This window comes from Gordonia sp. UBA5067 (assembly GCF_002414845.1).
Classification (GTDB): Bacteria; Actinomycetota; Actinomycetes; order Mycobacteriales; family Mycobacteriaceae; genus Gordonia; species Gordonia defluvii.
Genome location: NZ_DIAX01000034.1, coordinates 1,221 through 26,293, shown reverse-complemented (window position 1 = coordinate 26,293; position 25,073 = coordinate 1,221). Strand labels below are relative to the sequence as shown.

The 25,073-nt window shown below is 67.7% G+C and carries 20 protein-coding genes and 1 pseudogene; 10 read left to right on the top strand and 11 right to left on the bottom strand.

The annotated features are described in order from the left end of the window. Positions 1 to 35 precede the first annotated feature (35 nt). The gene (locus B4M62_RS05385; RefSeq protein WP_290705951.1) at positions 36 to 2,624 is read left to right on the top strand and encodes a LuxR C-terminal-related transcriptional regulator; all 2,589 of its coding nucleotides are present in this window, start codon (positions 36 to 38) and stop codon (positions 2,622 to 2,624) included. Here the strand turns inward: B4M62_RS05385 and B4M62_RS05380 are convergent. Both B4M62_RS05380 and B4M62_RS05375 read right to left on the bottom strand, forming a co-directional pair. Then, a complete protein-coding gene (locus B4M62_RS05380; RefSeq protein WP_290705950.1) occupies positions 2,611 to 4,632 on the bottom strand; it encodes an AAA family ATPase in 2,022 nt (673 codons plus the stop codon). The two genes, B4M62_RS05385 and B4M62_RS05380, sit on opposite strands and share 14 nt — an antisense overlap. Before the next feature lie 3 nt (positions 4,633 to 4,635). Continuing rightward, positions 4,636 to 5,076, bottom strand: coding sequence for a T3SS (YopN, CesT) and YbjN peptide-binding chaperone 1 (locus tag B4M62_RS05375; protein WP_290705949.1), 441 nt, complete (start codon positions 5,074 to 5,076; stop codon positions 4,636 to 4,638). Between the two features lie 196 nt (positions 5,077 to 5,272). Between B4M62_RS05375 and B4M62_RS05370 the strand changes: the two genes are divergently transcribed. Beyond that, positions 5,273 to 5,680 (top strand): hypothetical protein, encoded by a 408-nt coding sequence (locus tag B4M62_RS05370; protein ID WP_290705948.1) that lies wholly within the window; start codon positions 5,273 to 5,275, stop codon positions 5,678 to 5,680. Here B4M62_RS05370 and mgtA read toward each other — a convergent pair. The 4 genes from mgtA to B4M62_RS05350 form a co-directional block, all read right to left on the bottom strand. Beyond that, entirely contained in the window at positions 5,625 to 8,264 is a 2,640-nt protein-coding gene (gene mgtA / locus B4M62_RS05365; RefSeq protein WP_290705947.1) for a magnesium-translocating P-type ATPase, read from the bottom strand. The two genes, B4M62_RS05370 and mgtA, sit on opposite strands and share 56 nt — an antisense overlap. Before the next feature lie 45 nt (positions 8,265 to 8,309). Further along, positions 8,310 to 9,299 carry a zinc-dependent alcohol dehydrogenase family protein gene (locus tag B4M62_RS05360; RefSeq protein WP_414651789.1) on the bottom strand — a complete coding sequence of 330 codons (990 nt, stop codon included), beginning with the start codon at positions 9,297 to 9,299 and terminating at the stop codon, positions 8,310 to 8,312. A gap of 108 nt (positions 9,300 to 9,407) precedes the next feature. Further along, on the bottom strand, positions 9,408 to 10,502 hold the full coding sequence (locus B4M62_RS05355) for an inositol-3-phosphate synthase (RefSeq protein ID WP_290705945.1): 1,095 nt from the start codon (positions 10,500 to 10,502) through the stop codon (positions 9,408 to 9,410). After that, positions 10,495 to 11,094: a PadR family transcriptional regulator gene (locus tag B4M62_RS05350; protein ID WP_290705944.1), complete on the bottom strand. Its 600-nt coding sequence runs from the start codon at positions 11,092 to 11,094 to the stop codon at positions 10,495 to 10,497. The genes B4M62_RS05355 and B4M62_RS05350 overlap by 8 nt, the downstream gene beginning before the upstream one ends. Before the next feature lie 173 nt (positions 11,095 to 11,267). Between B4M62_RS05350 and B4M62_RS05345 the strand changes: the two genes are divergently transcribed. The 3 genes from B4M62_RS05345 (at position 11,268) to B4M62_RS05335 (ending at position 15,549) form a co-directional block, all read left to right on the top strand. Next, positions 11,268 to 11,699, top strand: coding sequence for a DUF5318 family protein (locus B4M62_RS05345; protein ID WP_290705943.1), 432 nt, complete (start codon positions 11,268 to 11,270; stop codon positions 11,697 to 11,699). A 68-nt stretch (positions 11,700 to 11,767) separates the two neighbouring features. Next, positions 11,768 to 13,972 (top strand): transglycosylase domain-containing protein, encoded by a 2,205-nt coding sequence (locus tag B4M62_RS05340; RefSeq protein WP_290705942.1) that lies wholly within the window; start codon positions 11,768 to 11,770, stop codon positions 13,970 to 13,972. Positions 13,973 to 13,989: 17 nt separating this feature from the next. Continuing rightward, positions 13,990 to 15,549, top strand: a complete 1,560-nt coding sequence (locus B4M62_RS05335; protein ID WP_290705941.1) for a glycosyltransferase family 87 protein — start codon at positions 13,990 to 13,992, stop codon at positions 15,547 to 15,549. Here B4M62_RS05335 and B4M62_RS05330 read toward each other — a convergent pair. The 3 genes and pseudogenes from B4M62_RS05330 to B4M62_RS05320 form a co-directional block, all read right to left on the bottom strand. Beyond that, positions 15,550 to 16,071 (bottom strand): annotated as a pseudogene (locus B4M62_RS05330) (GNAT family N-acetyltransferase); the annotation flags it as partial. 51 nt (positions 16,072 to 16,122) lie between these two features. Continuing rightward, the gene (locus B4M62_RS05325; protein WP_290705940.1) at positions 16,123 to 16,512 is read right to left on the bottom strand and encodes a DUF1304 domain-containing protein; all 390 of its coding nucleotides are present in this window, start codon (positions 16,510 to 16,512) and stop codon (positions 16,123 to 16,125) included. Positions 16,513 to 16,947: 435 nt separating this feature from the next. Then, positions 16,948 to 18,393, bottom strand: coding sequence for a hypothetical protein (locus B4M62_RS05320; RefSeq protein ID WP_414651787.1), 1,446 nt, complete (start codon positions 18,391 to 18,393; stop codon positions 16,948 to 16,950). A gap of 151 nt (positions 18,394 to 18,544) precedes the next feature. Here B4M62_RS05320 and rpsF point away from each other — a divergent pair, with 151 nt between their 5' ends. The 4 genes from rpsF to rplI all read left to right on the top strand — a co-directional run bounded on the left by rpsF (position 18,545) and on the right by rplI (position 20,212). Then, the gene (gene rpsF, locus B4M62_RS05315) at positions 18,545 to 18,826 is read left to right on the top strand and encodes a 30S ribosomal protein S6 (RefSeq protein ID WP_290705938.1); all 282 of its coding nucleotides are present in this window, start codon (positions 18,545 to 18,547) and stop codon (positions 18,824 to 18,826) included. 131 nt (positions 18,827 to 18,957) lie between these two features. Next, on the top strand, positions 18,958 to 19,464 hold the full coding sequence (locus B4M62_RS05310) for a single-stranded DNA-binding protein (protein WP_290705937.1): 507 nt from the start codon (positions 18,958 to 18,960) through the stop codon (positions 19,462 to 19,464). 20 nt (positions 19,465 to 19,484) lie between these two features. Beyond that, positions 19,485 to 19,739: a 30S ribosomal protein S18 gene (rpsR, locus tag B4M62_RS05305; protein WP_290705936.1), complete on the top strand. Its 255-nt coding sequence runs from the start codon at positions 19,485 to 19,487 to the stop codon at positions 19,737 to 19,739. 20 nt (positions 19,740 to 19,759) lie between these two features. Beyond that, on the top strand, positions 19,760 to 20,212 hold the full coding sequence (gene rplI, locus B4M62_RS05300) for a 50S ribosomal protein L9 (protein ID WP_290705935.1): 453 nt from the start codon (positions 19,760 to 19,762) through the stop codon (positions 20,210 to 20,212). 67 nt (positions 20,213 to 20,279) lie between these two features. Here rplI and B4M62_RS05295 read toward each other — a convergent pair whose 3' ends face one another. Beyond that, entirely contained in the window at positions 20,280 to 20,834 is a 555-nt protein-coding gene (locus B4M62_RS05295; RefSeq protein ID WP_290705934.1) for a hypothetical protein, read from the bottom strand. Between the two features lie 592 nt (positions 20,835 to 21,426). Here B4M62_RS05295 and dnaB point away from each other — a divergent pair. Further along, positions 21,427 to 23,604 (top strand): replicative DNA helicase, encoded by a 2,178-nt coding sequence (dnaB, locus tag B4M62_RS05290; RefSeq protein WP_290705990.1) that lies wholly within the window; start codon positions 21,427 to 21,429, stop codon positions 23,602 to 23,604. A 607-nt stretch (positions 23,605 to 24,211) separates the two neighbouring features. On the opposite strand, the gene B4M62_RS05285 is transcribed toward dnaB, so the two are convergent. After that, on the bottom strand, positions 24,212 to 25,073 hold an 862-nt coding region (locus B4M62_RS05285; RefSeq protein WP_290705933.1), incomplete at its 5' end, for a DUF932 domain-containing protein.

Sequence of the window (25,073 nt, the reverse complement as noted above, 5' to 3'; positions counted from 1 at the left end):
CCACCGGATGCCCGATTCCACTTAGTCTTCTGACGATGGCTCCGCGATGGCCCCTGGTGGGGAGGGCGAGCGAGGTCGCCCGCTTGTGTAGCGGACTCGATGAGGGGGTCCGCACCGTACTCGTGTCCGGCCCCGCCGGCATCGGAAAGACCCGCCTCGCCCACGAAGTGACGCACGAGTTGCCCAATGTGCGGTGGGTCCGTGGCAGCGTGTCGGCGACAACGGTTCCGCTCGGCGCATACGCGGAGTTCGTCCGCGCCGACCCCGTGGATCCGGTGCTGCGCATCGGCCAGCTGATCGCGGCACTGTCGTCTCCCCCCAGCGATTCGGTGGTGGTGATCGACGACATCCAATACCTGGATCCGCTGTCAATCCTCGTCACGCGCGCCCTGGCAGTGTCCGAGGCGGTGCGTGTGGTACTGACCTGGCGCACCGGCGAGGCATTGACCCCGGAATTGGCCGAACTACTCCGTGTCGACGGCCTGCCGCGGGTCGAGCTCGCCCCGCTCTCGCGCACCGCAATCGATGAGCTGGCGCGCGGGGTGCTCGGTGACGACCTCACCGATCGGACCGGCTCGGAGGTGCAGCGCCTGACCGAGGGCAACCCCTTGTTCCTGACCGCGCTGCTGGCCGACCCGGTCGTGGCCGGCCGTCGGCTCACCGGCTGCGCGCGGACTCTCCCGCCGACTCTGCTGGACGTGATCGAGTCGCGGCTGACGGCATTGCCCGCGGGGGTTCGCGGCGTGCTCGACCTCGTCGCACTCGGAGAACCGGTGCCGGTCGCGGCGATCACATCGCTAACCAGCACGGCCGCCCTGGAACGGGCCGAAGCGGCGGACGTGGTGCTGGTCGATGACCGGCGGCGCCAATCGCAGGGCTGTTGCGCCGACGTGCGCCTGACTCATCCGCTCTACGGTGAGGCACGGCTGAACACGATGCCCGAATCGCAACAGCGGCGGCTGCGCGCACAGCTGGTCGATGCGCTGGGCGGGATCGATGCCCCCGATGTGCAGGCCAAGGTCAAGCGCGCCGTATTGGCCAGCCGGGCCGATCCGTCACCGCACTCCGACCAGGCCCTCGTTGCCGGTGCCGTCGCCGCGATGGGCCTGGCCGCACTACCGCTGGCGGTCGAACTCGCGGCCCTGGTGGGCCCCGGCGAATACCTGGCCACCGCGCAGCTCACCGCCGCCCACGCGATGACGGTGCTCGGCGATGCCGACGGGGCACAGGCCATGTACGCCCGCATCAGCGTGGCGGACCTGACGGCGCCACAGTGGGAGTCGCTGCTGGTGCTGGAGGCCTATACGCAGCTGTGGACGCGAAACGACGCCGCTGGCGCGGCGCGCATCGTGACTCGTGCCCGCGCGGCCGATGCCGGGACGGCGGCCCTCGCCGCGGAGGGGATGCTGCTGACCGCGGCCGGCCGGCCGGTCGATGCGTTGCGGGTCATCGAGGAGTTCCACGCGTCGGCACCGGGGAGCGAGCAGGCACGGATCACCGTCGGCTGGGCCGAACTGACCGCCCTGTCGGAGGTCGGCCGGATCGCCGACGTCGAGCAGCGGGTGCGCAGCAGCGCCGCCCTCGCCGAGTCGTCGGCGCTCATCGCCTACTGGCGCCTCACCCTGACATTCCCCCATCTGCGGGCGCAGAAGCTCGCCGGCTCCCCCGAACGGGTCCGCCAGATCTGGGAAGCGGTGCAGACACAGGTGCCCGCGCAGCCGGGGGCGGTGATGGGGTGGCTGACCGGGTTCGCCGGTGTCACGGCGAGTGCGCGCGGCGACCTGCGCGCGGCCGGGGCGACACTCGACGCGGCGCTCGCGATATTCGGCGAGGCCGGCGCCGGGCCCGAAATGTGGTTCGGATTCGCCCTGGAGCGCGCCGAGGTTGCCGCACAGACCAATGACGGCGCCCTCCTCAACTCGTTGCTGGAACGATTGAGCGTCGGCGAGCACGACGGGTACGGTTCGATGTTGCCGGTCTGGCAGGCTGTCGCGGCGTGGGTCGACGCCAACGACGGCGCGCTGTCGGCGGCAATCGCACAGGTCCTCGAGGCGGCCCGCGTCGCGCGGACCGCCGGGCAGTCCGCCTACGAGGTGTTGTGCCTGCAGACCGCCGCCCGATTCGGATCGACGGAGGTCGCACCGCGGCTGGCCGAGCTGGCCGTCGAGCTCCCCGACATGCCCCGGGCGCGGCTGGCCGCCGTCCACGCCGCTGCCCTGGCCGCGGGCGACGGTGCCGCACTGGTTGCCAGCAGCGAGGAGTACGAGCACTACGGCTTGTTGCTCGGCGCGGTGGACGCCGCCGCCCAGGCAGCAACCGCCTACCGTGCGGAGCGCCGCGCGGGGTCGGCGATGACGGCGACCGACCGGATGCGGGTCCTCGCCGATCAGACCGGGGCGAACACTCCCGCAATGGCCGCGGTTATCGCCGACGACGGCCTCACCGACCGGCAACGAGAAATCGTCCGGCTGGGCGCAATCGGATTGTCCAACAAAGAGATTGCCGAGCGCCTGGTCGTCTCGGTGCGGACCGTCGAGGGCCACGTGTACCGCGCGTCACAGATCCTCGGCGCGCCGGTGCGCGGGACGCAGCCCCCCGCCGCCCCCCGTTTCACGTCTCCGTGATGACGACGTCGCCGTCGCGGACGCCGGCCCGGACGCTGGACACCCCCCGCTCGGAAAAGGTGACCAAGTCGGCGAGTAGCCGGCGCTCAATGTTGCGCTGGAGATGCCGGGCCCCATATTCCGGGTCATAGCCCGTCGTGGCGAGCCAGTTGATCACGTCATCGTCGACCGTGACCGTCCACCCGCGACCGGCCAACATGTCGATCGCGCTGTCGACCTCGGCGCGCGCAATCTCGGCAATCGCCTGCGGCGACAACGCCGCGAACTGTGCCACCTCGTCGATGCGGTTGAGCAACTCCGGTGGCATCGTTCCCTTCAGCGCTGCCAAGGCCAGCTCGCGGGACCGCTCCGGGCTGCTGGCCGTCCCGAAACCCAGCGGCCTCGAGTTCGCCTCCTGCACACCAATATTGCTTGTCATCACGATCACTGCATCCCGGAAGTCCGCCGTCACACCACGACTGTCGGTCAGGCGCCCGGCATCGAAGACCTGGAGGAAGGTGTTCCAGACAACCGGGTGGGCTTTCTCAATCTCGTCGAGCAGGACAACGCACCGCGGGCGGCTGGCGACCTTGGTCGTCAGCCAGTCATCCGGATTGTCTGAGCCGACGTAGCCGGGCATCGGCCCGGTGAGCCGGCTGACGCCCCAGCTCTCGGCGTACTCCGACATATCGAGACGGATCAGCGCATCCTCACCCCCGTATTCGGCGCGGGCGATCTCCCGGGCGAGTTCGGTCTTGCCAACACCGGTCGGCCCGATGAACAGGAACACGCCGTTGGGGCGCTCGGGACGCAGGTCCAGGTTCGCGCGGGTCAGGGCGAGACGCCGGGTGACGGCGTCGATCGCCTGGTCCTGACCTTTGACCCGGGCCTTCATCGCCGCCGACATCTCGACGACCGTGCGCCGCAGCGCAGGTGCCGATCCGTCGCGGCGCAAGTCGAGCACCGTCGCTATCGCACGGCGCGCCACAGCGGCGCGTGCCAAAGCGATGTCGAGCCGCCGGGCCGCCAGCCCGGGGTGGACGAACTGCTCCGTTCGTACCGGGGGTGCCTCGATCGCCGACCTCAATTCAGCGTCGGCCTCGACCTCGCGGTACCGCTGCGCAACCTCGGCAGCAGCGCAGTCGATCGCGGCCTTCGCCGCCCTTTCGTCGAGCGACGGCAGCGGCACGAGGTGACCGAAGTCGGCGGCATACGAGTCGAATCGGCCGATACTCGCCTGTTCGAGGACCACCACCACCCGGGCCTCGGCGCTCTCACCGGCAATCCGCAATGACCGCAGCATCTCCAGCAACGGGTGCTGATCCCGCAGCATCGCGCGCTGATCGAAATCGTCGATGACGATGACGGCGTCCCGCGGCGCCTGTCGCAGCAGTCGGTGGAGATCGTCGGGGCTCAGTTCCCGAGTACGCGGAACTGCGAAGACGGTACAGTCGATCCCCGCCGCGGCAAGCGCGGGCGGGAGACCCCGGATGAAGCTTGTCCGACCCGATCCGCGCCGTCCGGCCACCACGATCGGACCGGTCGACGCCGCCAGCAGCAATGCCGCGACCTCCCGATGCTCGGCGTCCCGGCCGACGATCTGCTCACCGTCGATTCGCTCCGCCAGGCCGAGGATCTGGTCGCGCGCACTCGCCGGCTGCTCACCCTCGGCCACCGGTTCACCACTCTCAACCGCCGCCGCTAGCCCTACCGGCAGCGGCGCCGAAACCTGGTCCGCGCCCGGCGCCGGGCCGTCGGCAACGAGCCCGGCCAGCTTCTTCAGGATCGCGTCCCGCGAATCACCGGCCAATAGGGCACGCACCCCGGTCTCATCGCCGAGGTAGCCGGCATTGACCAGCCGCTCCTCGATCGGCCCGAGGCCGTGTTCGCCGAAGACCTCGTGAAACTCCTCGGGCCACCGGCGCGCCAGGACGACGGCGAGGTGCAGGAATCCCGGACTCTCCCCACCCCACCGTTTGACCTCCGATCTACTCGCGTCGACCAGGTTCTCGAGCTCGCCACCGGCCATGGATCAGCCGTCTTCGTGGAAGCGCTCGCCACCGAACCGGGCCTTGAGTTCATCATCGATCTGGTCGGCGACATAGGCCAGCATCAGCACGGCTTCCATGAGTTCGGGCTCATCGAGGTAGTCGCCGAGCACGTTGTGCTCGAGGACAACCGAGACTTCGCGGGCATCCTCGTCGTCGGCACGAAGGAACAAGGTGCCGAAGACGAACTGGCCCGCGTGGAACGCGATGTACTCGTACAACTCCGGCGACCGGGGCACGTCGAATAGGACGGGGACCTCGACTTTGACCAGGGTGTACTTCTCGGCCCATTCCTCGACCTCGACAAACACCCGGCTCGAACCGTGGCGCACGTTGAAGCCACCATTCTTCGTCAACTGGACATTGTTGAGATTGGTGCTGAGCATCTGCTGGACCTTGACCTTGACGGCATCGAGGTTCGCCATGTGCTGATTTTCTCCTTGTTCGACGATGACTGGGGGTCAATATATCCACGGCCGCTGACATCTGTAGGTGGCGGCCGGATCACCCGGGGTGCTCGGGCTCACAGCGTTCTCCCAGCGAATTCCCTGGTTCAGGTCACATTCGTACGTCATTCTGAAATGCGAATCAAGGATTGCCGATATTGAGGAGAGCAACCCAGTGAACAGGACCACTGCCGTGGTACTCAGCGCGGCGGGATGCGTCGTGGCCGGCGTCCTCGCCGCCCCAACCGCCTCCGCGACCGTCCAGTCAGCCGTCGGGGTCGCCGCCCCCTCATCGTTCTCCAACTACACCATCGGCTGCCGCTACGAGGTCCGCGTCAAGGTGGACGATGCCGCAACTCCGGTGAAGCTCGCCGAGGGTCCGGCCGGTTCGACGCTGCGCTCAGTCGTCGCGACGACTATTCCGGCGGCCGATACCGCAATCTTCGGCTGGACTCCGACCACGGAGGGGCGCCGCACCCTGCAGGCGGTCCAGGCGACCGACGGCAAGCAGGTCTACGGCAAGCCGATCACGGTGACGGTGTCCCGCGGCCTCGTCGTCGGCCCGTTCTGCTTCTCGATCTAGCAGGACGCTGGCGCACCGCGGGTCGCCGAACCATTGCCGGTGTCGCGCTGCGTGGCCAGAAGAACGCCTTGGTCACCTCGGTGGTCACGACGTAGCCCACCACGATCACCAGCAGAAGTCCCACCAGCCGGCCCGGGAGCGGCTCGAGGTGCAGAAACGGCCCGACCGGCGAGAACGGCATCGCCACCGCGATGATTGCGCTGACCACAGCCATGCCGAGCAGCGGCGACGACGGCCGCGAGCGCCAGAACGGATGCCTGGTGCGCAAGACGAAGATCACCGCGATCTCGGTGAGTACCGAGGCGACGAACCAGGCGGACTGGAATTCGGTCTCGCCCGCATGGAATCCGCGGCGCAGAACGACGAAGGTGACGATGTCGAAAACAGAACTGACGACACCGAATACGAGCATGAACCGGACCAGGACGCGCAGATTCCAGCGCTGCGGCTGCGCGAGCCGTTCGCGGTCGACTTGGTCAGTCGCGATGGCGGTCGCCGGCAGGTCGGTGAGCAGGTTGATCATCAAGATCTGCGACGCCAGCAACGGCAGGAACGGCAGGACCACCGCGGCGACGGCCATGGAGACCATGTTCCCGAAGTTCGCGCTGGTGGTCATGTAGATGTACTTCATCGTGTTGGCAAACGTGCGACGGCCCTGGCGCATCGCCTCCAGCAGCGACGGCAGATCATTCTCCAGCATGACGAACGACGCCGCTTCCGCCGCGACATCGGCCGCACCCTTCACTGAGATGCCGAGGTCGGCGGCACGCAGGGCGGGCGCATCATTGATACCGTCGCCCATGTACCCGACCGTCGCCCCAGTACCGGTGAGCGCGGTGATCACCCGCTCCTTGTGCCGCGGCGTCGTCTCACAGAAGACCTGCACCCCGCCGACGGCACTACCGAGGGCGGCGTCATCGAGCTTGTCGATCTGCGGGCCGGTCAGAATCGCCGCGGGATCCAAGCCGAGTTCGCCGGCGATGTACGCCGCCACCGGATGCGCGTCACCGGTAATCATCCGGACCGCCACACCGGCCTTCGCGAACTCCTCGATGGTGTCGGCCGCGTCGGGTTTCACCGGGTCGGCGAAGGCCAGCAGCCCCTGCAGCACCAGGTTCGACTCGTCGTGGACCGAACACGACGACACGGCCGGCATCGGCTTGGTGGCGACCGCGAGAATGCGCATCCCCCGGGCGCCCAAGCTCTCCACCACCGTCTCGACGCCGGTTCGGGCCGATGCCATCGGGCGGGTACCGCCGTCGGGATCGCGCACCTGGGCACAGACGCCCAGCACCGGATCGACGGCGCCCTTGGTCACCAGCACGCGACCGTCGGGCCCATCGACCAGAATCGACAGGCGCTTGCGGTTGAAGTCGTAGGGGACCTCGTCGACGGCCCGCGCGCCACCCAGGTCCACCTGCGCCGACGCGACGGCTTCGGCGATCGCGTCGTCCAGCGGATTGCGCAATCCGCGCTGCAAGGTGGCGTTCCACCCGGCGATGCGCAGCAAATCGGGGCGCGGTGAGCCGTCGACGGCGAGCGCCTCGTCCAGGTGGATGCTGCCCTGCGTCATCGTCCCGGTCTTGTCGGTGCACAGCACCGTCATCGCGCCGAAGTCTTCAATCGAGTTGAGCCGCTTGACAATCACCCGGTGCTTGGCAATCGCCCGGGCACCGCGCGACAGGCTGATCCCGACGATCGCCGGCAGCAACTGGGGAGTGAGCCCCACGGCCAGCGACAACGAGAACAGCGCTGAATCGACGAGCGGTCGGTGCAGCACCAGGTTGACGATGAAGATGGCGATGACCAAGACCACCATCAGGCGCGCGAGCAGGAGTCCGAAGCGGGTCATGCCGCGCTCGAATCCGGTCGTCCGGGCGCGCGCGTGCAACGACGCCTGGACTCTGCCGAACTCGGTGTCGCGACCGGTGGCCACCACCAGCGCGGTCCCGGAGCCGCTGGCGACGTGGGTGCCGTTGCACAGCAGGTTGGTGCGGTCTCCCAGCGGGGCGGCGGCCGGCACTTCCCCGGGAGTCTTCGGCGCCGGAAAGGTCTCCCCGGTCAGGCTGGCCTGGTCCATCTCCAGGTCGTCGGCGGTGAGCACGATCGCGTCGGCGGGTGCGATGTCGCCGCCGCTCACGGCGATCAGGTCGCCGGGGACGACCTCGTCGAAGGGCACCTCGACGCGCTGCCCGTCGCGCAGCACGGTCGCGGTGGGCCGCACCGCGCCGAGCAATCCGTCCATCGTGACCGCGGCCCCGCGTTCCTGGGCGAAATCGAGGAGCCCGGACAACACCACGATGGTCAAAATGATGACGGCGTCCAGCCAGTCGCCAAGAACACCCGACAGCAGGGTCGCGATGATCAGGATGATGATGATCGGGCTGGTGAACTGGGTGAGGAGAAGTCGCCACCAGGCGGTCCGCTGATGCCCCGACGCCGCGCGCGCCCGAGTGGCGGGCAGTGCGTCGGCGGCAGCTTGGGCGGTGAGTCCGGCGGGTCCGGAACCGAGGGCGGCGGCCAGTTCGCCGACCGGCCGTGACCACGGTGCGTCGACGTCTTGAGAGTCGATCGCCCGCGTCACGCGCTCATTATGCGCCGGGCCGGTATCCGTTGCCACCGGCGCGGGTCAGCCGAGTTCGACGACGAGACTGCCGCGGGCGCGTTCGGCGCGCAGGTCGTCGAGCGCGCGGTCGACCTCGTCGAACCGGTACCGGGTTACTTCCGGGGCGATCGCCAAATGTCGGGCCAGCCGCAGGAACTCATCGCCGTCGGCGCGGGTGTTGGCGGTGACGCTGCGCAGGTCGCGCTCGCCGAACAGGAGGTCGTCGTAGCTGAACTCGGGGATCGCCGACATGTGGATGCCCGCACTGACGACGGTGCCGCCGCGGACCGTGGCCGCCAGCGCGGTGAGCATGATCGCGCCGACGGGGGCGAAGACGATGGCGCTGTCGAGCGGCGCCGGCGGGACGGCGCCGGAATCGCCGACGAAGGGCAGGCCCAACTCGCGGGCCAAGCGCTGATTACGCTCGCCGCGCGTCATCGCATAGACCCGCGCCCCGCCGGCCGTCGCGAGCCGCGCGGCGATATGCGCACTCGAGCCGAAGCCGTAGATGCCCAGCGTGCCGCCCGGCGGCAGGTTCGCCCGCGACAGCGCCCGGTAACCGATGATGCCCGCGCACAACAGCGGTGCCGTCTCGACCGGATCGGTATCGGGCAGCAGGCGATAGGCGAAGGCGGCGCTCACGACCGCGAACTCGGCGTAGCCGCCGTCGGCGTCCCAACCGGTGAACTCGGCTCCCGGGCACAGGTTCTCGCGGCCGCTGCGGCAAAACCGGCAGGACCCGCAGGTGCGGCGCAGCCACGCGATCCCGACCCGATCGCCGGCGGCCCAGCCGGTGACGCCCGAGCCGAATTCGACGATGTCGCCGACCACCTGATGCCCCGGCACCACCCGATCGCGGTGGGCCGGGATGTCCTCGTCGACGACGTGCAGGTCGGTCCGGCAGACGCCGCAGGCCAGAACCCGCACCAGCAACTCGCCGGGCCCGGGCACCGGAACCGGCACCTGACGCGCAATCAGGGTTGCCGCGCCGCGATCAGTCGTCCACGCCTGCATGGTCGCCATAACGACAGCCTACGGCGCAGCTGCGTCCGCCCGCCCCGGGAAGAGAGCCGGGGCGGGCGGATGGCTAGCAGGAGTCTTACTCCGCGTCGATCAGGAGTCTTACTCCGCGTCGATGATGAAGGCTTCGAGCTGTGCGCGCGCGACGTCGTCGGCGATCTGCTCGGGCGGGCTCTTCATCAGGTAAGCCGAGGCCGGCAGGATCGGGCCGCCGAGGCCGCGGTCCTTGGCGATCTTCGCGGCACGCACGGCGTCGATGATGATGCCGGCCGAGTTCGGCGAATCCCACACCTCGAGCTTGTACTCCAGGTTCAGCGGGGCGTCACCGAAGGCACGGCCCTCGAGGCGGACGTAGGCCCACTTGCGGTCGTCGAGCCACGCGACGTAGTCCGACGGGCCGATGTGCACATTCTTGTCGTAGACCTTGCCGGCCAGCGAACCGCTCAGGTTGCTCGTGACGGCCTGCGTCTTAGACACCTTCTTCGACTCCAGGCGCTCACGCTCGAGCATGTTCTTGAAGTCCATGTTGCCGCCGACGTTGAGCTGGTAGGTGCGGTCGAGGGCGACGCCGCGGTCCTCGAACAGCTTGGCCATCACGCGGTGGGTGATGGTCGCGCCGACCTGGCTCTTGATGTCGTCACCGACGATGGGCACGCCCGCGTCGGCGAACTTCTTCGCCCACACCGGGTCGGAGGCGATGAAGACCGGCAGGGCGTTGACGAATGCGACGCCCGCGTCGATGGCGCACTGCGCGTAGAACTTGTCGGCCTCTTCCGAGCCCACCGGCAGGTAGGAGACGAGCACGTCGACGTCGGCGTCCTTGAGTGCCTTGACGATGTCCACGCCGGTGCCGTCGGCCTCGGTGATCGTCTCGCGGTAGTACTTGCCCAGACCGTCGAGGGTGTGGCCGCGCTGCACCGGAATGTTCAGCGGGGGCACGTCGCTGATCTTGATGGTGTTGTTCTCACTGGCGTTGATCGCCTCGGACAGGTCGAAGCCGACCTTCTTGGCGTCGACGTCGAAGGCGGCGACGAATTCGACGTCACGCACGTGGTACCGGCCGAATTTGACGTGCATCAGACCGGGGACGGTCGCATTTTCGTCGGCGTCCTTGTAGTACTGGACTCCCTGGACCAAGGATGAGGCGCAGTTTCCCACGCCAGCAATGGCCACACGAACCTTGTTGGGCTCACCCATGGTCGGGCTCTCCTTTTCTTCTCGACGCCGCAGCTTCCTTCGCCGTCGTTGTATTACTTGGTGTTTCATCGGCGTCAGAGGCTTCTGCCGCGATGAGTTCATTGAGCCAGCGGACTTCGCGTTCGCTGGATTCCAGGCTCAGCTCGTGGAGCTGCCGGCTGTAGCGGTCGTCGGCGCGACCGGTCCGGCCGAGCATGTCGCGCAGCCCTTCCCGCCGTTCCTCGACCTGCCGTCGGCGACCCTCGAGAATGCGCATCCGGGCCACCGCCGGGGTACGGCTGAAGAACGCCAGGTGCACACCGAAGCCGTCGTCGGTGTAATTCTGCGGGCCGGTGTCGGCGACGAGTTCGGTGAAACGAACCCGGCCGGCCTCGGTCAGCACGTAGACGCGACGACCACGACGCACCTTGGCGCCGTCGGGACTCGTGTCTTCATCGATCAACCCGTCGGCCTGCATCCGGCGCAGCGTCGGGTAGAGCGACCCGTACGAGAACGCACGGAACGCGCCCAACAGCCCGGTGAGCCGCTTGCGCAGCTCGTAGCCGTGCATCGGCGATTCGAGGAGGAGTCCGAGGATTGCCAGTTCGAGCACAACCCCTCCTTCCACTAGACCGCACACCACCGCGCGATCGGGCCTATCACGATGAGCCATCAGATCGATGCTGAAGTTAAATGTATCGCAGCGATATATAGCGACGCCACTCCAGTGCTCTACATCACTGTCCTGCGGCAGTGCCGCAAAGTGCGCGAGTACGCTCTGAAGGCATGGCGGCACCCAGTCACGAACTCCCCTCGTGGGACGAGGCCGCGCCCAGACAGGTCGTCGACTACGCCCTCCGCCGGCGGGCCCGGCTGGCCGAGGTCGACTCGGGCCGCGTCGGCGTCGGCGAGGTGTGCGATGCCAACCCGTACCTGCGCACCGCCGCGGCCTTCCACGGCGTACCGTCCGACGTCTCCTGCCCGATCTGCCGCAAGGAGAACCTGACGATGGTGTCGTGGGTGTTCGGCGACCGACTCGGCCAGGCCTCAGGATCGGCGCGGTCGGCCGCCGAGATCGGCCAGCTCGCACGCCGGTACGCCGAGTTCTCCGTCCACGTGGTCGAGGTGTGCCGGACCTGCCATTGGAACCATCTGGTCCGCTCCTACGTTTCCGGCCTGAAATCCCAGCCGCCGCGAACGCGTAAAATGGCTAAGTGATTCTTGCGCCGACCGCATCCTGTCGTGTCTGACGACGGCGCGCGGCGCGGCACACCGAAAGGCAACATATGAGCAGCGCGAACGGTTCGCACAGCGGCGATACCCCCAGCTCAAGTAGCAAGTCGGGCTCGGCGTCGAGCAAGTCGCTGGCGGCCGCCCGCGAGCAGAAGACGGTATCCAGGCAGAAGCGCATCGCGTGGGGCGCCGGCCTGGTCGGCGCCTTCGTGCCGATCATCGCGGTTATCGGCATACTGGCCTTCTTGATCACCTATGTCTTCGCGCATGTACCGGCCTCCGGTGAGATCAAGCACAACCAGGTCGCCAACATCTTGTACAAGGACGGCTCACTGATGACCAAGGTCATCCCGCCGGAGGGCAACCGCACCGACGTCAAGATCACCGACATCCCCAAGTCGCTGCAGGACGCCGTCATCGCCGCCGAGGACCGCGAGTTCCGCAGCAATTCCGGCTTCTCGGTCCGCGGCCTCGGCCGCGCCGTCGTCGGCCGCCTGACCAACCGCGAGGATGCCGGCGGCGGGTCGACGATCACCCAGCAATACGTGAAGAACGCCCTCGTCGGCGACGAGCACTCGTACAAGCGCAAGTTCACCGAACTGGCCATTGCCACCAAGATGAGCAACGAGTGGACCAAAGACGACATCATGGCCGCCTACCTCAATACGATCTACTTCGGTCGTGGCGCCTATGGCGTCTCCGCCGCGGCGCAGGCGTACTTCAAGAAGGACGTCGCCAAGCTGACTCCCGCGGAGTCGGCGGTCCTCGCCGCATCGATCCGCTCCCCATCTAATTACGATCCTGACACCAATCCCGAAGCAGCCCACCTGCGGTGGAACTATGTCCTCGACGGCATGGTGACGATCGGGGCACTCACCCCCGCGGACCGCGCGAGCCTGAAATACCCGAAGGTCGTGAAGTACCGGGAGGGCTCGACCCAGCAGGACGACGGCCCGATGGGCCTGGTCAAACGCCAGGTACTCGCCGAGTTGGGCGAGCTCAACATCACCGAACAGCAGGTCCGGACCGAGGGCCTGAAGATCACCACCACAATTGACAAACAGAACCAGAAGGCGGCCACCGAGGCCGCCACGTCGAAGCTCGCCGAGTACCCGAAGACGACGCGTACCGGCATCGTCTCGATCGACCCGGGCACCGGCGGGATCACCGGCTACTACGGCGGCAAGGACGGTCAGGGCTGGGACTACGCGAGCGCCGGTCTGCAAACCGGATCGTCTTTCAAGGTCTTCGCGCTGGTCGCAGCCCTGCAGCAGGATATTCCGCTGTCGAAGATCTACAGCTCGGCCCCCTATGAGGGCTCGGGCGGGCTCGTCGTGACCAACTCCGACGGTGAGTCGTGTGGGTCGTGCAACCTGGCGACGGCGATGAAGATGTCGCTCAACACCGTCTACTACCGACTGATGATGGACCTCAACGGGCAGGCGCAGGCCGTGGCCGACGCGGCGCACAGGGCCGGCGTGGCGGAGAGCTTCGGCGACATCCCGCACACGCTGCAAGAGACGAACGGCGGCACCGAGGGTGGCGTGGTCCTGGGGCAGTACGCCTCGCGGGTGCTGGACATGGCGTCCGCCTATGCGACGCTCGCCGCGTCGGGCATCTACCGCAAGCCGCACTTCGTGACGAAGGTCGAGAACAACGACGGCGTCGTACTCTTCGACCGCAAGCCGGACCCGGGCAAACGGGTCTTCGAGGCGAAGGTCGCCGACAACGTGACGGCCGCCCTGCAGCCGATCGCCGCCTACTCCAACGGCAACAGCCTGTACGACTCGACCTACGGCACCCGGCCGTCGGCCGCCAAGACCGGCACCGCACAGCTCGGTGACACCGGTCAGAACAAGGATGCCTGGATGGTCGGGTACACCCCGCAGCTGTCGACGGCGGTGTGGGTCGGCACCGACAAGGGCACCGCACTGAAGACCTCGTGGGGCGGTCCGATGTACGGCTCGGGTCTGCCCGCGCAGATCTGGAAGGCCACGATGGACGGCGCGCTCGAGGGCGACCAGATCAAGCAGTTCCCGACGCCCGAGGCGGTCGGCGGGCAGGCCGGTGTCCCCTACGAGGCCCCGCCGCCCCCGAAGCACACCCCGCGCACCAGCGAGCGCGAGTTCCAGCGGCCCCGCCTTCCCGGCGAGGGTGATGACGGCAATGTCACCGTCGCACCGGGCATCACCATTCCGGTGCCCGGGCAGCGCGCGCCACGCCCACGTCGGCCGCAGCGCCCAGATCCCGGCTACTGACGCGGGTTCGGGGTCGCGTGAGTTCACCGGTGCCGTTGGCACCTGACCATGATCGGTCGGTCCGGCGGTGGGCGCCGTCGCGCGACGATCCGCTCGTCGCCCCGGCGGCGGACCGGATCGGCGGACCGCTGGGCCGACACGCAGCCGTGGGGCGGGCACGATTCTCCGCGCTGCGAGTGCTCTTCGTGTTGGCGCTGCTCGGGCTGGCGATCGGGTGGTCGGGCAAGGCGGCGTGCCTGCAACAGACCCCGACCGCTCCCGTCGCCGCCGACGGGTCCGGCGCGGCGTCGAGTCCGCCCACTGCCGCGTCGTCGCGCGGGTCCGCCGACAAGGGGAAGCGCCTCAACTGGGACAACCAGCGCGAGTGGTATTCGTTGTGCTTCACCACGATCGCCCCGACGTACTCGCGCAAACACCTCGCCGACGGGGTGCCCTACTGGACGTCGTGGCGCGAGCAAGGCAACGGCACCACCCTGACCCACCGCATGGATGAGCCCGTCGGCCTCGGGTTCGCCGCCTACGGCGCGGCCCGGGCAACGGCGGGCTGGCAGTGGCTGCACACGCACTGGGGGGTTCCATCGGCGATCAGCCCGGTGGTGTTCTTCACCATCGTGGCGGTGCTGTTGGCGCTGTGCTGGCTGGTGACCATCTGGGTGCTGGTGAAGATCGCCGGCGAGCGCCGCTGGTTCGTGTGGGTGGCAGCGCTGTCGCCGGTGCTCTTCGTGCATGCGTTCACGGCCTTCGATCTGCTGACGGTGGCGCTGGTGATGACCGGGTTGCTGGCCTGGGATCGGCGCCGATGGTGGTTGGCCGGAATCCTGTTCGGGCTCGCCTGCACGACCGGAATATGGCCGCTGCTCGTCCTGTTCGCCCTCTTCCTCGACGCGCTCAACGGCCGGCAGTACCCTTCGGTGCCCGAGCAGCCGCACCCGCGCGACGCCCTCCTGCGAACTACGGTGGCAGTGCTGGCGACGTGGCTCACCGTGAATCTGCCGGTGATGATCGGCGCGTCCGACGGATGGTCGCTGTACTGGCGCTTCTGGACCGCCCGCGCCCCCGAACCCGACAGCATCTACGGCGCCATCGCCCTGCTGACCAAGATGAACCTCAACATCGCCGTGGTGAACGTGATTTCGCTGGTGCTGGGGGTGGCGATGATCGTCGCGACCAGCGTCGTCGTGCTGCGTTCCCCCCGACGGTTCAACGTCTACGCGATCGCCTTCCTGCTCATCTCCGGAATCCTGATGGTCGCCAAGGTGTGGAGCCCGCAGAGTGCGTTGTGGTTGGTGCCGCTGGCGGTACTCGCGGTGCGCTCGAGCCGGGTGTTGATGGCCTGGATGCTCGTCGAGGCGTTGACCTGGGTGCCCCGTGCCGGCGTGTACCTCGCTCCGGAGCATCACTGGTTGCCGCCGCAGATCTACCCGTTGGCCGTGGTGGTGCGACTGATCGCGCTGGTGGGAGTGTGTCTATACATCGTGTGGGAGCACTGGGATGACGAACCCGGGGATGACGAACCCGGGCCCGCGGTGGCCGCCGTTGCCCCACACTTCGACCGCTCACCTGCAGCGGCGCGATAGTCAGCCGCGGCCACCGGCAAGCCGGTCGAGCAGTCGCTCCCGTTCCGCCGGCCAGTCGTCATCGGTCATCGCATACTGGGCGGTCGTGCGCCAGCCGTCGCCGAACCGGCGGTGTTTGCGGAGCAATCCCTCAAAGGTGGCGCCGAGTTTCGCAATCGCCGCCCGGGATTGGGCGTTGTCCTCATGGGTGTGCCACACCACCCGTACCGCCCCGCACGCCTCAACGGCGTGCCGCAAGAGGAGGAACTTGCCGGCCGGATTGATAACGGTGCCGTGGGCCGACTCGGTGTAGAACGTATAGCCGATCGCCGTGCTCAGCGATCCCGGGTCGATCTCGTAATAGCTGGTCGTGCCGACGACGATGCCATCACGCAGCACCGCGAAGGCGGTTCGGGTCCCGGCCTCCCGGGCGCGCAACGCCGAGTCGATGAAGGTGGCTGCCTGCGCACCGGTCGCGGGAACACCCGGCATCCAGCGGAACACCTCGGGATCGCCGACCAGGCCACCGAGCGGGTCCGTGTCACACGCCCCACGCTACGGCGCGAACCGCCGCGGGGCGAAGCGGTTTTCGGGTCAGGCCGCCAACCCGACGACGATCAGCACGACGGCCACCAGCGGCAACGCCCCCTGCTTGATCGCCGGTGTCCGCCGCGATGCCCCAGACAATGCGAGGACCACGGCCGCCCCCAGCATGGCGCCGACGCCGGCGAGCACCAGCGCCACCCCGACGCCGCGGTGATTGCTCATCCACACGATCGCCGCGCCCACCACGACCAGCACCGCGAGGAACAGGTTGTAGAACCCCTGGTTGTAGGCCAGCTCGCGCGTGGCCTCGGCTTCTTCCCTGCTTGTGCCGAACACCGCACGTGCCGCCGGCGACGTCCAGGCGATCGACTCCAGATAGAAGATGTACCCGTGTAGCGCCGCGGCCCCCAGCGCGAAGACCAGCCCAGCAGTCAGCATCTGCTCAGTATGCACCCTGAATTCTGCAGCTCGTGGATGGTACGAGGGAGCAGTTCCCTCGGGCGTGACGCTGTCTACGGATCTCAGGGACACTCGACCCGATCCCCGTTGCCCTCGCCTGCGCCAGTCGGTGCCTACCCGACGACGAGTGGATAGCCGCGGTCGGCAGCGTCTACCACCAGAAGCTGTTCAACGGTCGGCAACTGTGTGACGATGACGCCGCTTCGGGCACCGAATCGATTGCGCGCGTGCGGCTACGGGCAGTCGGCTACCTCCCGCGCCGCTTCCAGCTCAACCGCGTCCTGTCCGATTGGCGCGGCGTCCTGACGGAGGTGCGGCGCTTCACCGACCGCGACAGGCATCGCCGGCGGGGACCCGACTACCCCTGACATCTGCACACTGTTACGGCTCCGAGGGAACCACTCCCCCGCCGGGTCATCGATTGGCAGTTGTCAGGGGAGACCTGCGGAACCCGAACGACGCCAACGGTTCCCGCGGCTGAGCCTTGACGAACGCGAAGATCAGATAGACCAGCAGCACGGCGTGCACCCATACCCCGAAGTTGACTCCGCCGATGACCCACCACTTCATCGGCGGATGCGCCGGGTCGTTGAGGATCCCGAACAGCCGGAAAATCGTGAGGTCCAGGGCAAGGTCGGCCAGCAGGTAGCCGACGATCACCGGCCACCGAACCTTGAGCAGCACGAAGAACGGCAGGATCCACAGCGTGTACTGCGGCGAGTGCACCTTGTGGAACAGCATGAAGCCGGCGAGCATGGCGCCGCACACGCCGATCCACGGGTACACGCCCAGGGTCACCTTGTCCGGGGAGTACACCCGCCACCCCAGCCACACGGCCAAGACGAAGGATGCGGCGATGAGCAGCGGCGACGCGACGCCGACGAGCGTGTTGTACAGGTCGGTCTGCCCCCCGGTCAGGTGCCGCAGGCCCCAGTACCAGATCGAGTTGGTGTCGATATCGGCCTTGCGCTTGCCCTGAAAGGAAAGCGACCCCCGCCAGCCCGGCCAGCCGAAGATCATGAACGGCGCCTGGGTCGCCGTCACCGCCGCGGTCGCCGCGCCGATCGTGTACCAGAATCCCCGCCAGTCCAGGTCGGACACCACATCTTTCGGCGAGCGGAACCGGCTGATGAACCCACCCCCACGGGTCAGCACATACAACGCCAGTGGCAGCACGAAGAAGCCGGGATACATCTTCAAACTGAAGCCGATGCCGAACAGGATGGCCGCCCAGACCGCGGCGGCCCGCACTGAAAGTCGTGGATTGCCGTCGGTGTCCAGGGACGCGCCCCAGGCGACGACGGCGATGCCGCCGACACACGTCGCGACGACGGGCAGCTCCCAGTTGTGGAACGCGTACAGGACCAGGGGCGGCGTCGCGGCCCACAGCAGCGCCCACCAGCGCACCAGGTAGACGAGCAGCAGGGTGACGAGGATGCCGAACGGGGCGAGGATGATCGCCGAGTGGATGAGGAACGACAGGTCGCTGTGGGCGCCGATCGCGCCGAGCCACATCAGCATCCCCGACAGCACCGGGTATTCGACGGCCCCGCCGACGAGATGGCCCTGTTCGGTGATGGCGCCGTGGAGGTAGGGGAAGACGTGGTTGTTGATGTCGCGCCCGATCCACAGGTTCATCTGGTCGCTGTAGCAGGGGATGATCGCGTGGGGATCGCCGACGGGCCAGCGCCGAGAGCGTCCCTCCGCGTTGAACGGCGCGCCGCCGCACTTGACCTTCGCGTGAAAACTCCAGGCCATCGCCAGGCAGGTGAATACCACCGACACCAGGGCGGCGAGCACCGCCTCCCCGCGTCGCGTGCGGTCCAACGGCCCCAGCTCCAGGTCCTTAGACATGCGCATGAGACTAGCCCAGGCCAGTCCGGGCGAGCGCAGAGGCGCGATTTCGCAGGTCAGCCCCTTCTCATGTATCTTGGACCGGTTGCCGACGCAGGCGACCCTCCTGCCGCGGACCGTCCGTGGCCGATTAGCCCATAGGAGGTGATGTGGTCTTATGCGTCACTACGAATTGATGGTGATCCTCGATCCGAGCTTGGACGAGCGCACCGTCGCACCCTCACTGGATACCTTCCTCAATGTCGTCCGCAAGGATGGCGGCTCGGTGGATGGTGTCGATATCTGGGGCAAGCGCCGTCTTGCCTACGAGATCGAGAAGAACAATGAAGGCATCTACGCCGTCATCGATCTGAACGCCACGCCGGACACGGTGAACGAGCTCGATCGTCAGCTGAAGCTGAACGAGTCGGTGCTGCGTACCAAGGTCCTGCGCAAGTGAGCCTGCGCGAGTTCGCGTAACGGCTCGCGTATGTCGGTGCCGCTCCTTAGGCTGGGCCACAAACCCAGGCTGGATCGGCACGTCGAGCACTCGCCGACCACCGACACACCACGAACCTCGAGGGGAAGCACATGGCTGGAGAAACGGTTATCACCGTCGTCGGGAATCTGACGGCCGACCCGGAGCTGCGTTTTACGCCGTCCGGTGCCGCGGTCGCCAACTTCACGGTGGCGTCGACGCCGCGCACCTTCGACCGTCAGACCAATGAATGGAAAGACGGCGAAGCACTGTTCCTGCGGTGCAACATCTGGCGCGAGGCGGCCGAGAATGTGACGGAGTCCCTGACCAAGGGCACCCGCGTCATTGTTTCCGGTCGCCTCAAGCAGCGCTCCTTCGAGACTCGCGAGGGTGAGAAGCGGACGGTCTACGAACTCGACGTCGATGAGATCGGCCCATCGTTGCGGTATGCCACGGCCAAGGTCACGCGCGCTTCGCGCGGTGGCGGCGGCGGTGGTGGTTTCGGTTCGGGTGGCGGCGGAGGCCGTCCCGCGTCGAGCCAGCCCGCGGCGAATGAGGACCCGTGGGGCAGCGCGCCCGCGGCGGGTGCCTCCGGCGGTGCCGAAGAACCACCATTCTGAAGATCTACCTGGAGTAATTCATGCCAAAGCAAAAGGGTCGGAAGCCCCGCGTCGAAAAGGTCGTCAAGGCCAAGGCGTGCAGCTTCTGCAAAGACAAGCCCCCGGTTATCGACTACAAGGACACCGCGCTGCTGCGCCGGTTCCTGTCGGACCGCGGCAAGATTCGGTCGCGTCGCGTGACTGGTAACTGCGTGCAGCACCAGCGCGACATCGCGATCGCCGTCAAGAACTCGCGCGAGGTGGCGCTGTTGCCGTTCACCTCGACGGGTCGCTGAGCAGGAAGGGATACGAACTCATGAAGCTCATCCTCACTGCTGCTGTTGAGAACCTCGGTGTCGCCGGCGACACCGTCGAGGTCAAGGACGGCTACGGACGCAACTACCTGTTGCCGCGCGGCCTGGCGATTGTCGCCACCAAGGGCGCCGAGAAGCAGGTTGCCGGCATCAAGCGGGCGCGCGACACCCGCGAGGTGCGCGATGTCGAACACGCCAACGAGCTGAAGCAGGCCCTGGAGGGTCTTGCCTCGGTGTCGCTCGGTGTGAAGACGCACGATTCGGGCAAGCTGTTCGGCTCGGTCACCGTCAGTGACGTCGTCGGCGCCATCAAGAGCGCTGGCGGCCCCGCGGTCGACAAGCGCGCCGTGGAGCTGCCCAAGGGCCACATCAAGGCCATCGGCAGCTACCCGGTGACTGTGAAGCTGCACCCGAACGTCGCCGCCATCTTCGATTTGGCCGTCGTCGCGGAGTAGTCCCACGCACAACGAAAGCCGCCGCCTGGTAATCCAGGCGGCGGCTTTCGTTCGTGGTGCAGGCGGACTAGCGCAGACTCGGCGGCAGCCGGTCGGCCGGCGGGTTCGCGTCGCGAACGCCGGCCGGTGCGTAGAACTTGTGCCACTTGGGGCTAATGACGAAGGCGCGGCCGCGCGAGCTGCAGGACACGACAGCGGCGCGTGGTTGCGCGCACACGACGTCATAGATGCCGATGCTGCGCCCGACGGGGAGTTCGGGCGCCGCGAAGCGCGCGTTGGGCAGCAGCGAGATGTTAGGGGCGGCGGTGCCCGTGGGGGTGACCCACCATGGGCCCTGGCTGTTGTTGAGCAGCACCCCCTGGCTACCGTGCGGCGCGGTCGCGACGGATCCCTTACAGGCGACGCGGCCGGGGTACTGCCCGATGGAGCAGTAGAAGCCCGCGGCACGGAAGAAGGCCCGGCCGTTGTTGTCGTAGTTGTAGGAGACGTAGCGATTGGCGTCGACACGCGGGTATTTGCTGAAGTCGAGTTCGGGGGGCGGGGCGGCCGAGGCGACCGCCGGCGCAAGTGCAGACGCGGCGACGAGCATCGCCATCAGCGCGCATTGAACTGCTCTTCTCATGCGGTTCCCCCTTGCCGGTAGTTACCCGCCATTCCATCATGCGCCGCGAGGACGCACGAACCTACTGGGGATAATCCACGGCCGTGCCCACCATGTTGACACCCGAGGCCATCCGTTGTGACGCCGTTCACATTCTGGATACCTACGCGGAGTTGAGGGTTTGCTTGAGGGTTCCTTCGGCGCGTTGCCCGCGACACGCCGTAGACTTTTGAAGCCGTGCCGTGTGGACAAGTTTTACCTCATCTGACCTGGGAAGACAGTCTGCCCACCATTGTTACTCCCAAGTTTTCCCCGACGTTTCCCACAGCACGTCCCGCAGAACCGGAAATTGTCCACACGTTGTCCACAGAACTATCCACAGCCCGGTTTGAGTGCGCTCGCCAACCGCAATAGTCTCATCCGGTGGTATTGACCGCCACCTCGCCATCCGGCGTCGGGACCTGACAGGCAGCCCGGACGACGCCCGATGTCAGAGGTGGCGGGTAGTAAGGGAGCAACGGCGAGCCGGCGCGGCTCAGACGATGGGGCTGCTTCACGAGTCCGAATAGGGGGTGGGCGAGTGTCGGTGACCGAAGATCAGGGTCACGAACCAATGCCCGAGGAATTGCCGACCGAGGAATTCGGCAGGCAGCCCCCGCAAGACCAGGCGGCCGAGCAGTCGGTGCTCGGCGGCATGATGCTCTCCAAAGACGCCATCGCCGACGTGCTGGAGAAGATCCGGCCCGGCGACTTCTACCTGCCGTCGCACCAGGTGGTGTACAACGCGATCCTGGAGCTGTACGGCAAAGGCGAGCCGGCCGACGCGGTCACGGTTGCCGCCGAGCTGGACCGCCGGGGCGACCTCAAACGTGTCGGCGGGGCCCCCTATCTGCACACCCTGATCTCGACGGTGCCGACGGCGGCCAACGCCGGTTTTTACGCGGAAATCGTCGCGGAGAAGGCAATTCTGCGGCGCCTCGTCGAGGCCGGCACCCGGATCGTGCAGTTCGGCTACGCCGGCGGTGAGGGCCAGGATGTGGCCGAGGTCGTCGATCGCGCACAGGCCGAGGTGTATGACGTCACCGAGCGCCGTACCGCCGAGGACTATCTCCCCCTCGAAGAGTTGCTGCAGCCGACGATGGACGAGCTGGACGCCATCGCCTCGCGCGGCGGGATCTCCCTCGGTGTGCCGACCGGGTTTGCCGATCTGGACAAGCTGACCAACGGGCTGCACCCCGGACAGATGATCATCGTCGCCGCACGACCCGGCGTCGGTAAGGCGCTTGCGCTCGACACCCCGCTGCCGACGCCGACCGGCTGGACGACGATGGGTAACGTCGCTGTCGGCGATGAGCTGCTCGACGCCGATGGGCGGCCGACGCGGGTCGTTGCGAGTACCGACGTGCTCACCGAGCGGCCTTGCTACGCGGTGCGGTTCAACGATGGAGCCGTATTGGTCGCCGATGCGAACCACCAGTGGGAGGCGCAGATCGACGACCAACGGGTCGTCGTCACCACCGAGGAGCTGCGGCCGCACGTCGGGTGCGCCGGAGTCCGCCACGCTGCGCCGCTGGAGCTGCCGAATCGGCGTTTCGCCTACGGCCCGTACACGGTGGGCGCACTGGCCGGGATGGCGTTCAATGACCCGGAGATCTCGATGCGCATCGACGCCGAGGGCGAAGTCGATGTGATGACACTGATGGCCGACCTGGGCGGGCAGGTACCCGTGGAGTATCTGCGCGGCTCGATCGCGCAGCGCCGCGCCCTGCTCGCCGGCATCCTCGACGCACGGGCCGTCGTCGAGGACGACGGCCGGATCACGGTCGCGGCGGCGACCCGGCACATGACGTTCATCGTCGCCGATCTGGTGGCCGGACTGGGTTACTCGTATCGGCGACTCTCGTCGGGGTGGCTCAGTGTTGACGCCGATGACGACGTGTTCACCGTGCACCGCAAGGCGATTCGGCACAAGGAGTTGCGGCAGGTGTCGCGGTCGCGGCGGATCATCGCGGTCACGGCGGTGCCCAGTGTGCCGGTGCGCTGCGTGCAGGTCGACAATCCGGCGCACCTGTATCTGGCCGGCGAGGCAATGGTGCCGACGCACAATTCGACGCTGGCCATGGATTTTCTGCGGTCGTGCTCGATTACGCATGGGCGCACCAGTGCCATGTTCTCGCTGGAAATGAGTAAGAACGAGATTGTCATGCGGCTGCTCTCGGCCGAGGCGAAGGTGAAGCTGTCGGACATGCGCGCCGGCTCGATGAGCGACGACGACTGGACGCGTCTGGCGCGGCGGATGGGTGAGATCTCCGAGGCCCCGCTGTTTATCGACGATTCGCCGAACCTGACGATGATGGAGATCCGCGCCAAAGCGCGCCGGCTCAAGCAGCGCCACGACCTGAAGATGGTCGTGGTGGACTACATGCAGCTGATGACCTCGGGTAAGAAGGTGGAGTCGCGCCAGCAAGAGGTCTCGGAGTTTTCCCGCTCGCTGAAGTTGTTGGCCAAGGAACTCGAGGTTCCGGTCATTGCGATCTCGCAGCTGAACCGTGGACCAGAGCAGCGCACCGACAAGCGCCCACAGGTCTCCGACCTGCGCGAATCAGGCTCACTCGAGCAGGATGCCGACATGGTCATCCTGTTGCACCGACCGGATTCCATCGAGCGCGACGACCCGCGGGCCGGCGAGGCCGACATCATCGTCGGCAAGCACCGCAACGGCCCGACGGCAACGATCACCGTCGCCCACCAGCTGCATTTGAGCCGGTTTGTCGATATGGCCCGGGGCTAGTACCCCCCCCCCCCCCCCCCCCCACGCCCCGCGGGTTTGTGGTCGGCCCCCCCGGGCGGACACCACGCGCAGCAGGCGGGGCGGCGGGGGGGGGGGGGAAGAGCGGGGGGGGGGGGGGGGGGGGGGCGGCGGTGGCGGGGGCGGGGGCGGGGGGGGGGCCGCGCGCGGGCGGGGGGGGGGGGGAGGGGCGGGGGGGGGGGGGGGGGGGCGGGGGGGCACGCGGGGGGGGGGGGCGGGGAGCCGATCGAACTCGTCGGTGACGTGGAGATCCTCGAGCAGCGCGTTGAAGAGCCCACGCGTCCACCCGAGACCGTCAGCACCATCGGCGAGCGCGCGAAGCGCGTCGATGCGATGGCGCTCTCTCCAGTGCTGCACCTGGACGCGCTCGGGCGTCCAGGTGCGTGGGTGCGACGTGATGGTCCGTCGGCGAATGGATCCGTCGCGCATGGCAGACACCTCCGGCAGAGCGCCTGGCTCTGGGAGCGAAGGCGGCCACCTGGCGCGACGGTCCGTCGCGACGGGGCAGGAAATGGACGTGGCGGGGCGCCAGCGTCCGTTGTGACGTGGTGTGGTGCCGCGGGCTGGGCCCGATCGGCGACGACCTGGTCTAGTTGACCGCGGTCAGGAGGCGACCGGCGGCTCGATCGAGCACAAACCGCCCGTCCTGCCAGGGCGTGCGTTGACTCAAGCGGGTGAGCCCCTGCACGTAGCCCCACACGGATCGGGGGTTCTGCTCGAACGTGTCCGCGAGCGCGTACGCCTCGCCAGCCTGCTTCTGCGACAGATCCAGTCGCTGCACGGCTGTGTCGATCACCGCCTCACGAGTCGATCCCAACTCCCGGGACTGGGCCCGCAGGAGCACGAGTCGATCGTCGGCGACGTCTGCATTCAGGCTGGAACGCACGGCCGCAAGCGAGGCCGTCCACTCGTCCTGGATCGACGCTCCCACGTGTCGGCGCCGGAAGCCGGCCACGTGCTGGAACCCCCAGATGATGTTGTTGCCGCAGATCACGCGGTAGAGGAACACATCCAGGGTCAAGGCGGCGGCACCGACGTCGCTGTTCCGGAGAATGAACCCGCGGAACAAGCCAGCGTGCGACGCGTCGGTGGGGTCGTCGAGATCGCGGTTGCCGTCCACGACGAGCAGGAACATGTCTCGATCCCCCAGGTAGGCGCCAGACGGAACCCGTTCAGCGCCGTACACGCCGTCCTTGTAGCCGAGCGGCAAGTGCCAGGCGGGATGCGCGGCCATGAGGTCGAGCACTCGCGCGGCCAGCTCGTCGTGGTGCACCCGCGCATACCTCGGCGAGGTGATGGCGTGCACCGTCCACGGATCGTCGCGGTCGAGGAGCAGCTGATGCTGCTCACGACGTTGACGGCGCAGCCCGTAGTTGATCGCATCGGAGGCGATCGTGGCGGGCAGCGTTCGGAGGTACTTCGGCGGGGCCCCGGCGATGCCGGCGAGCTGC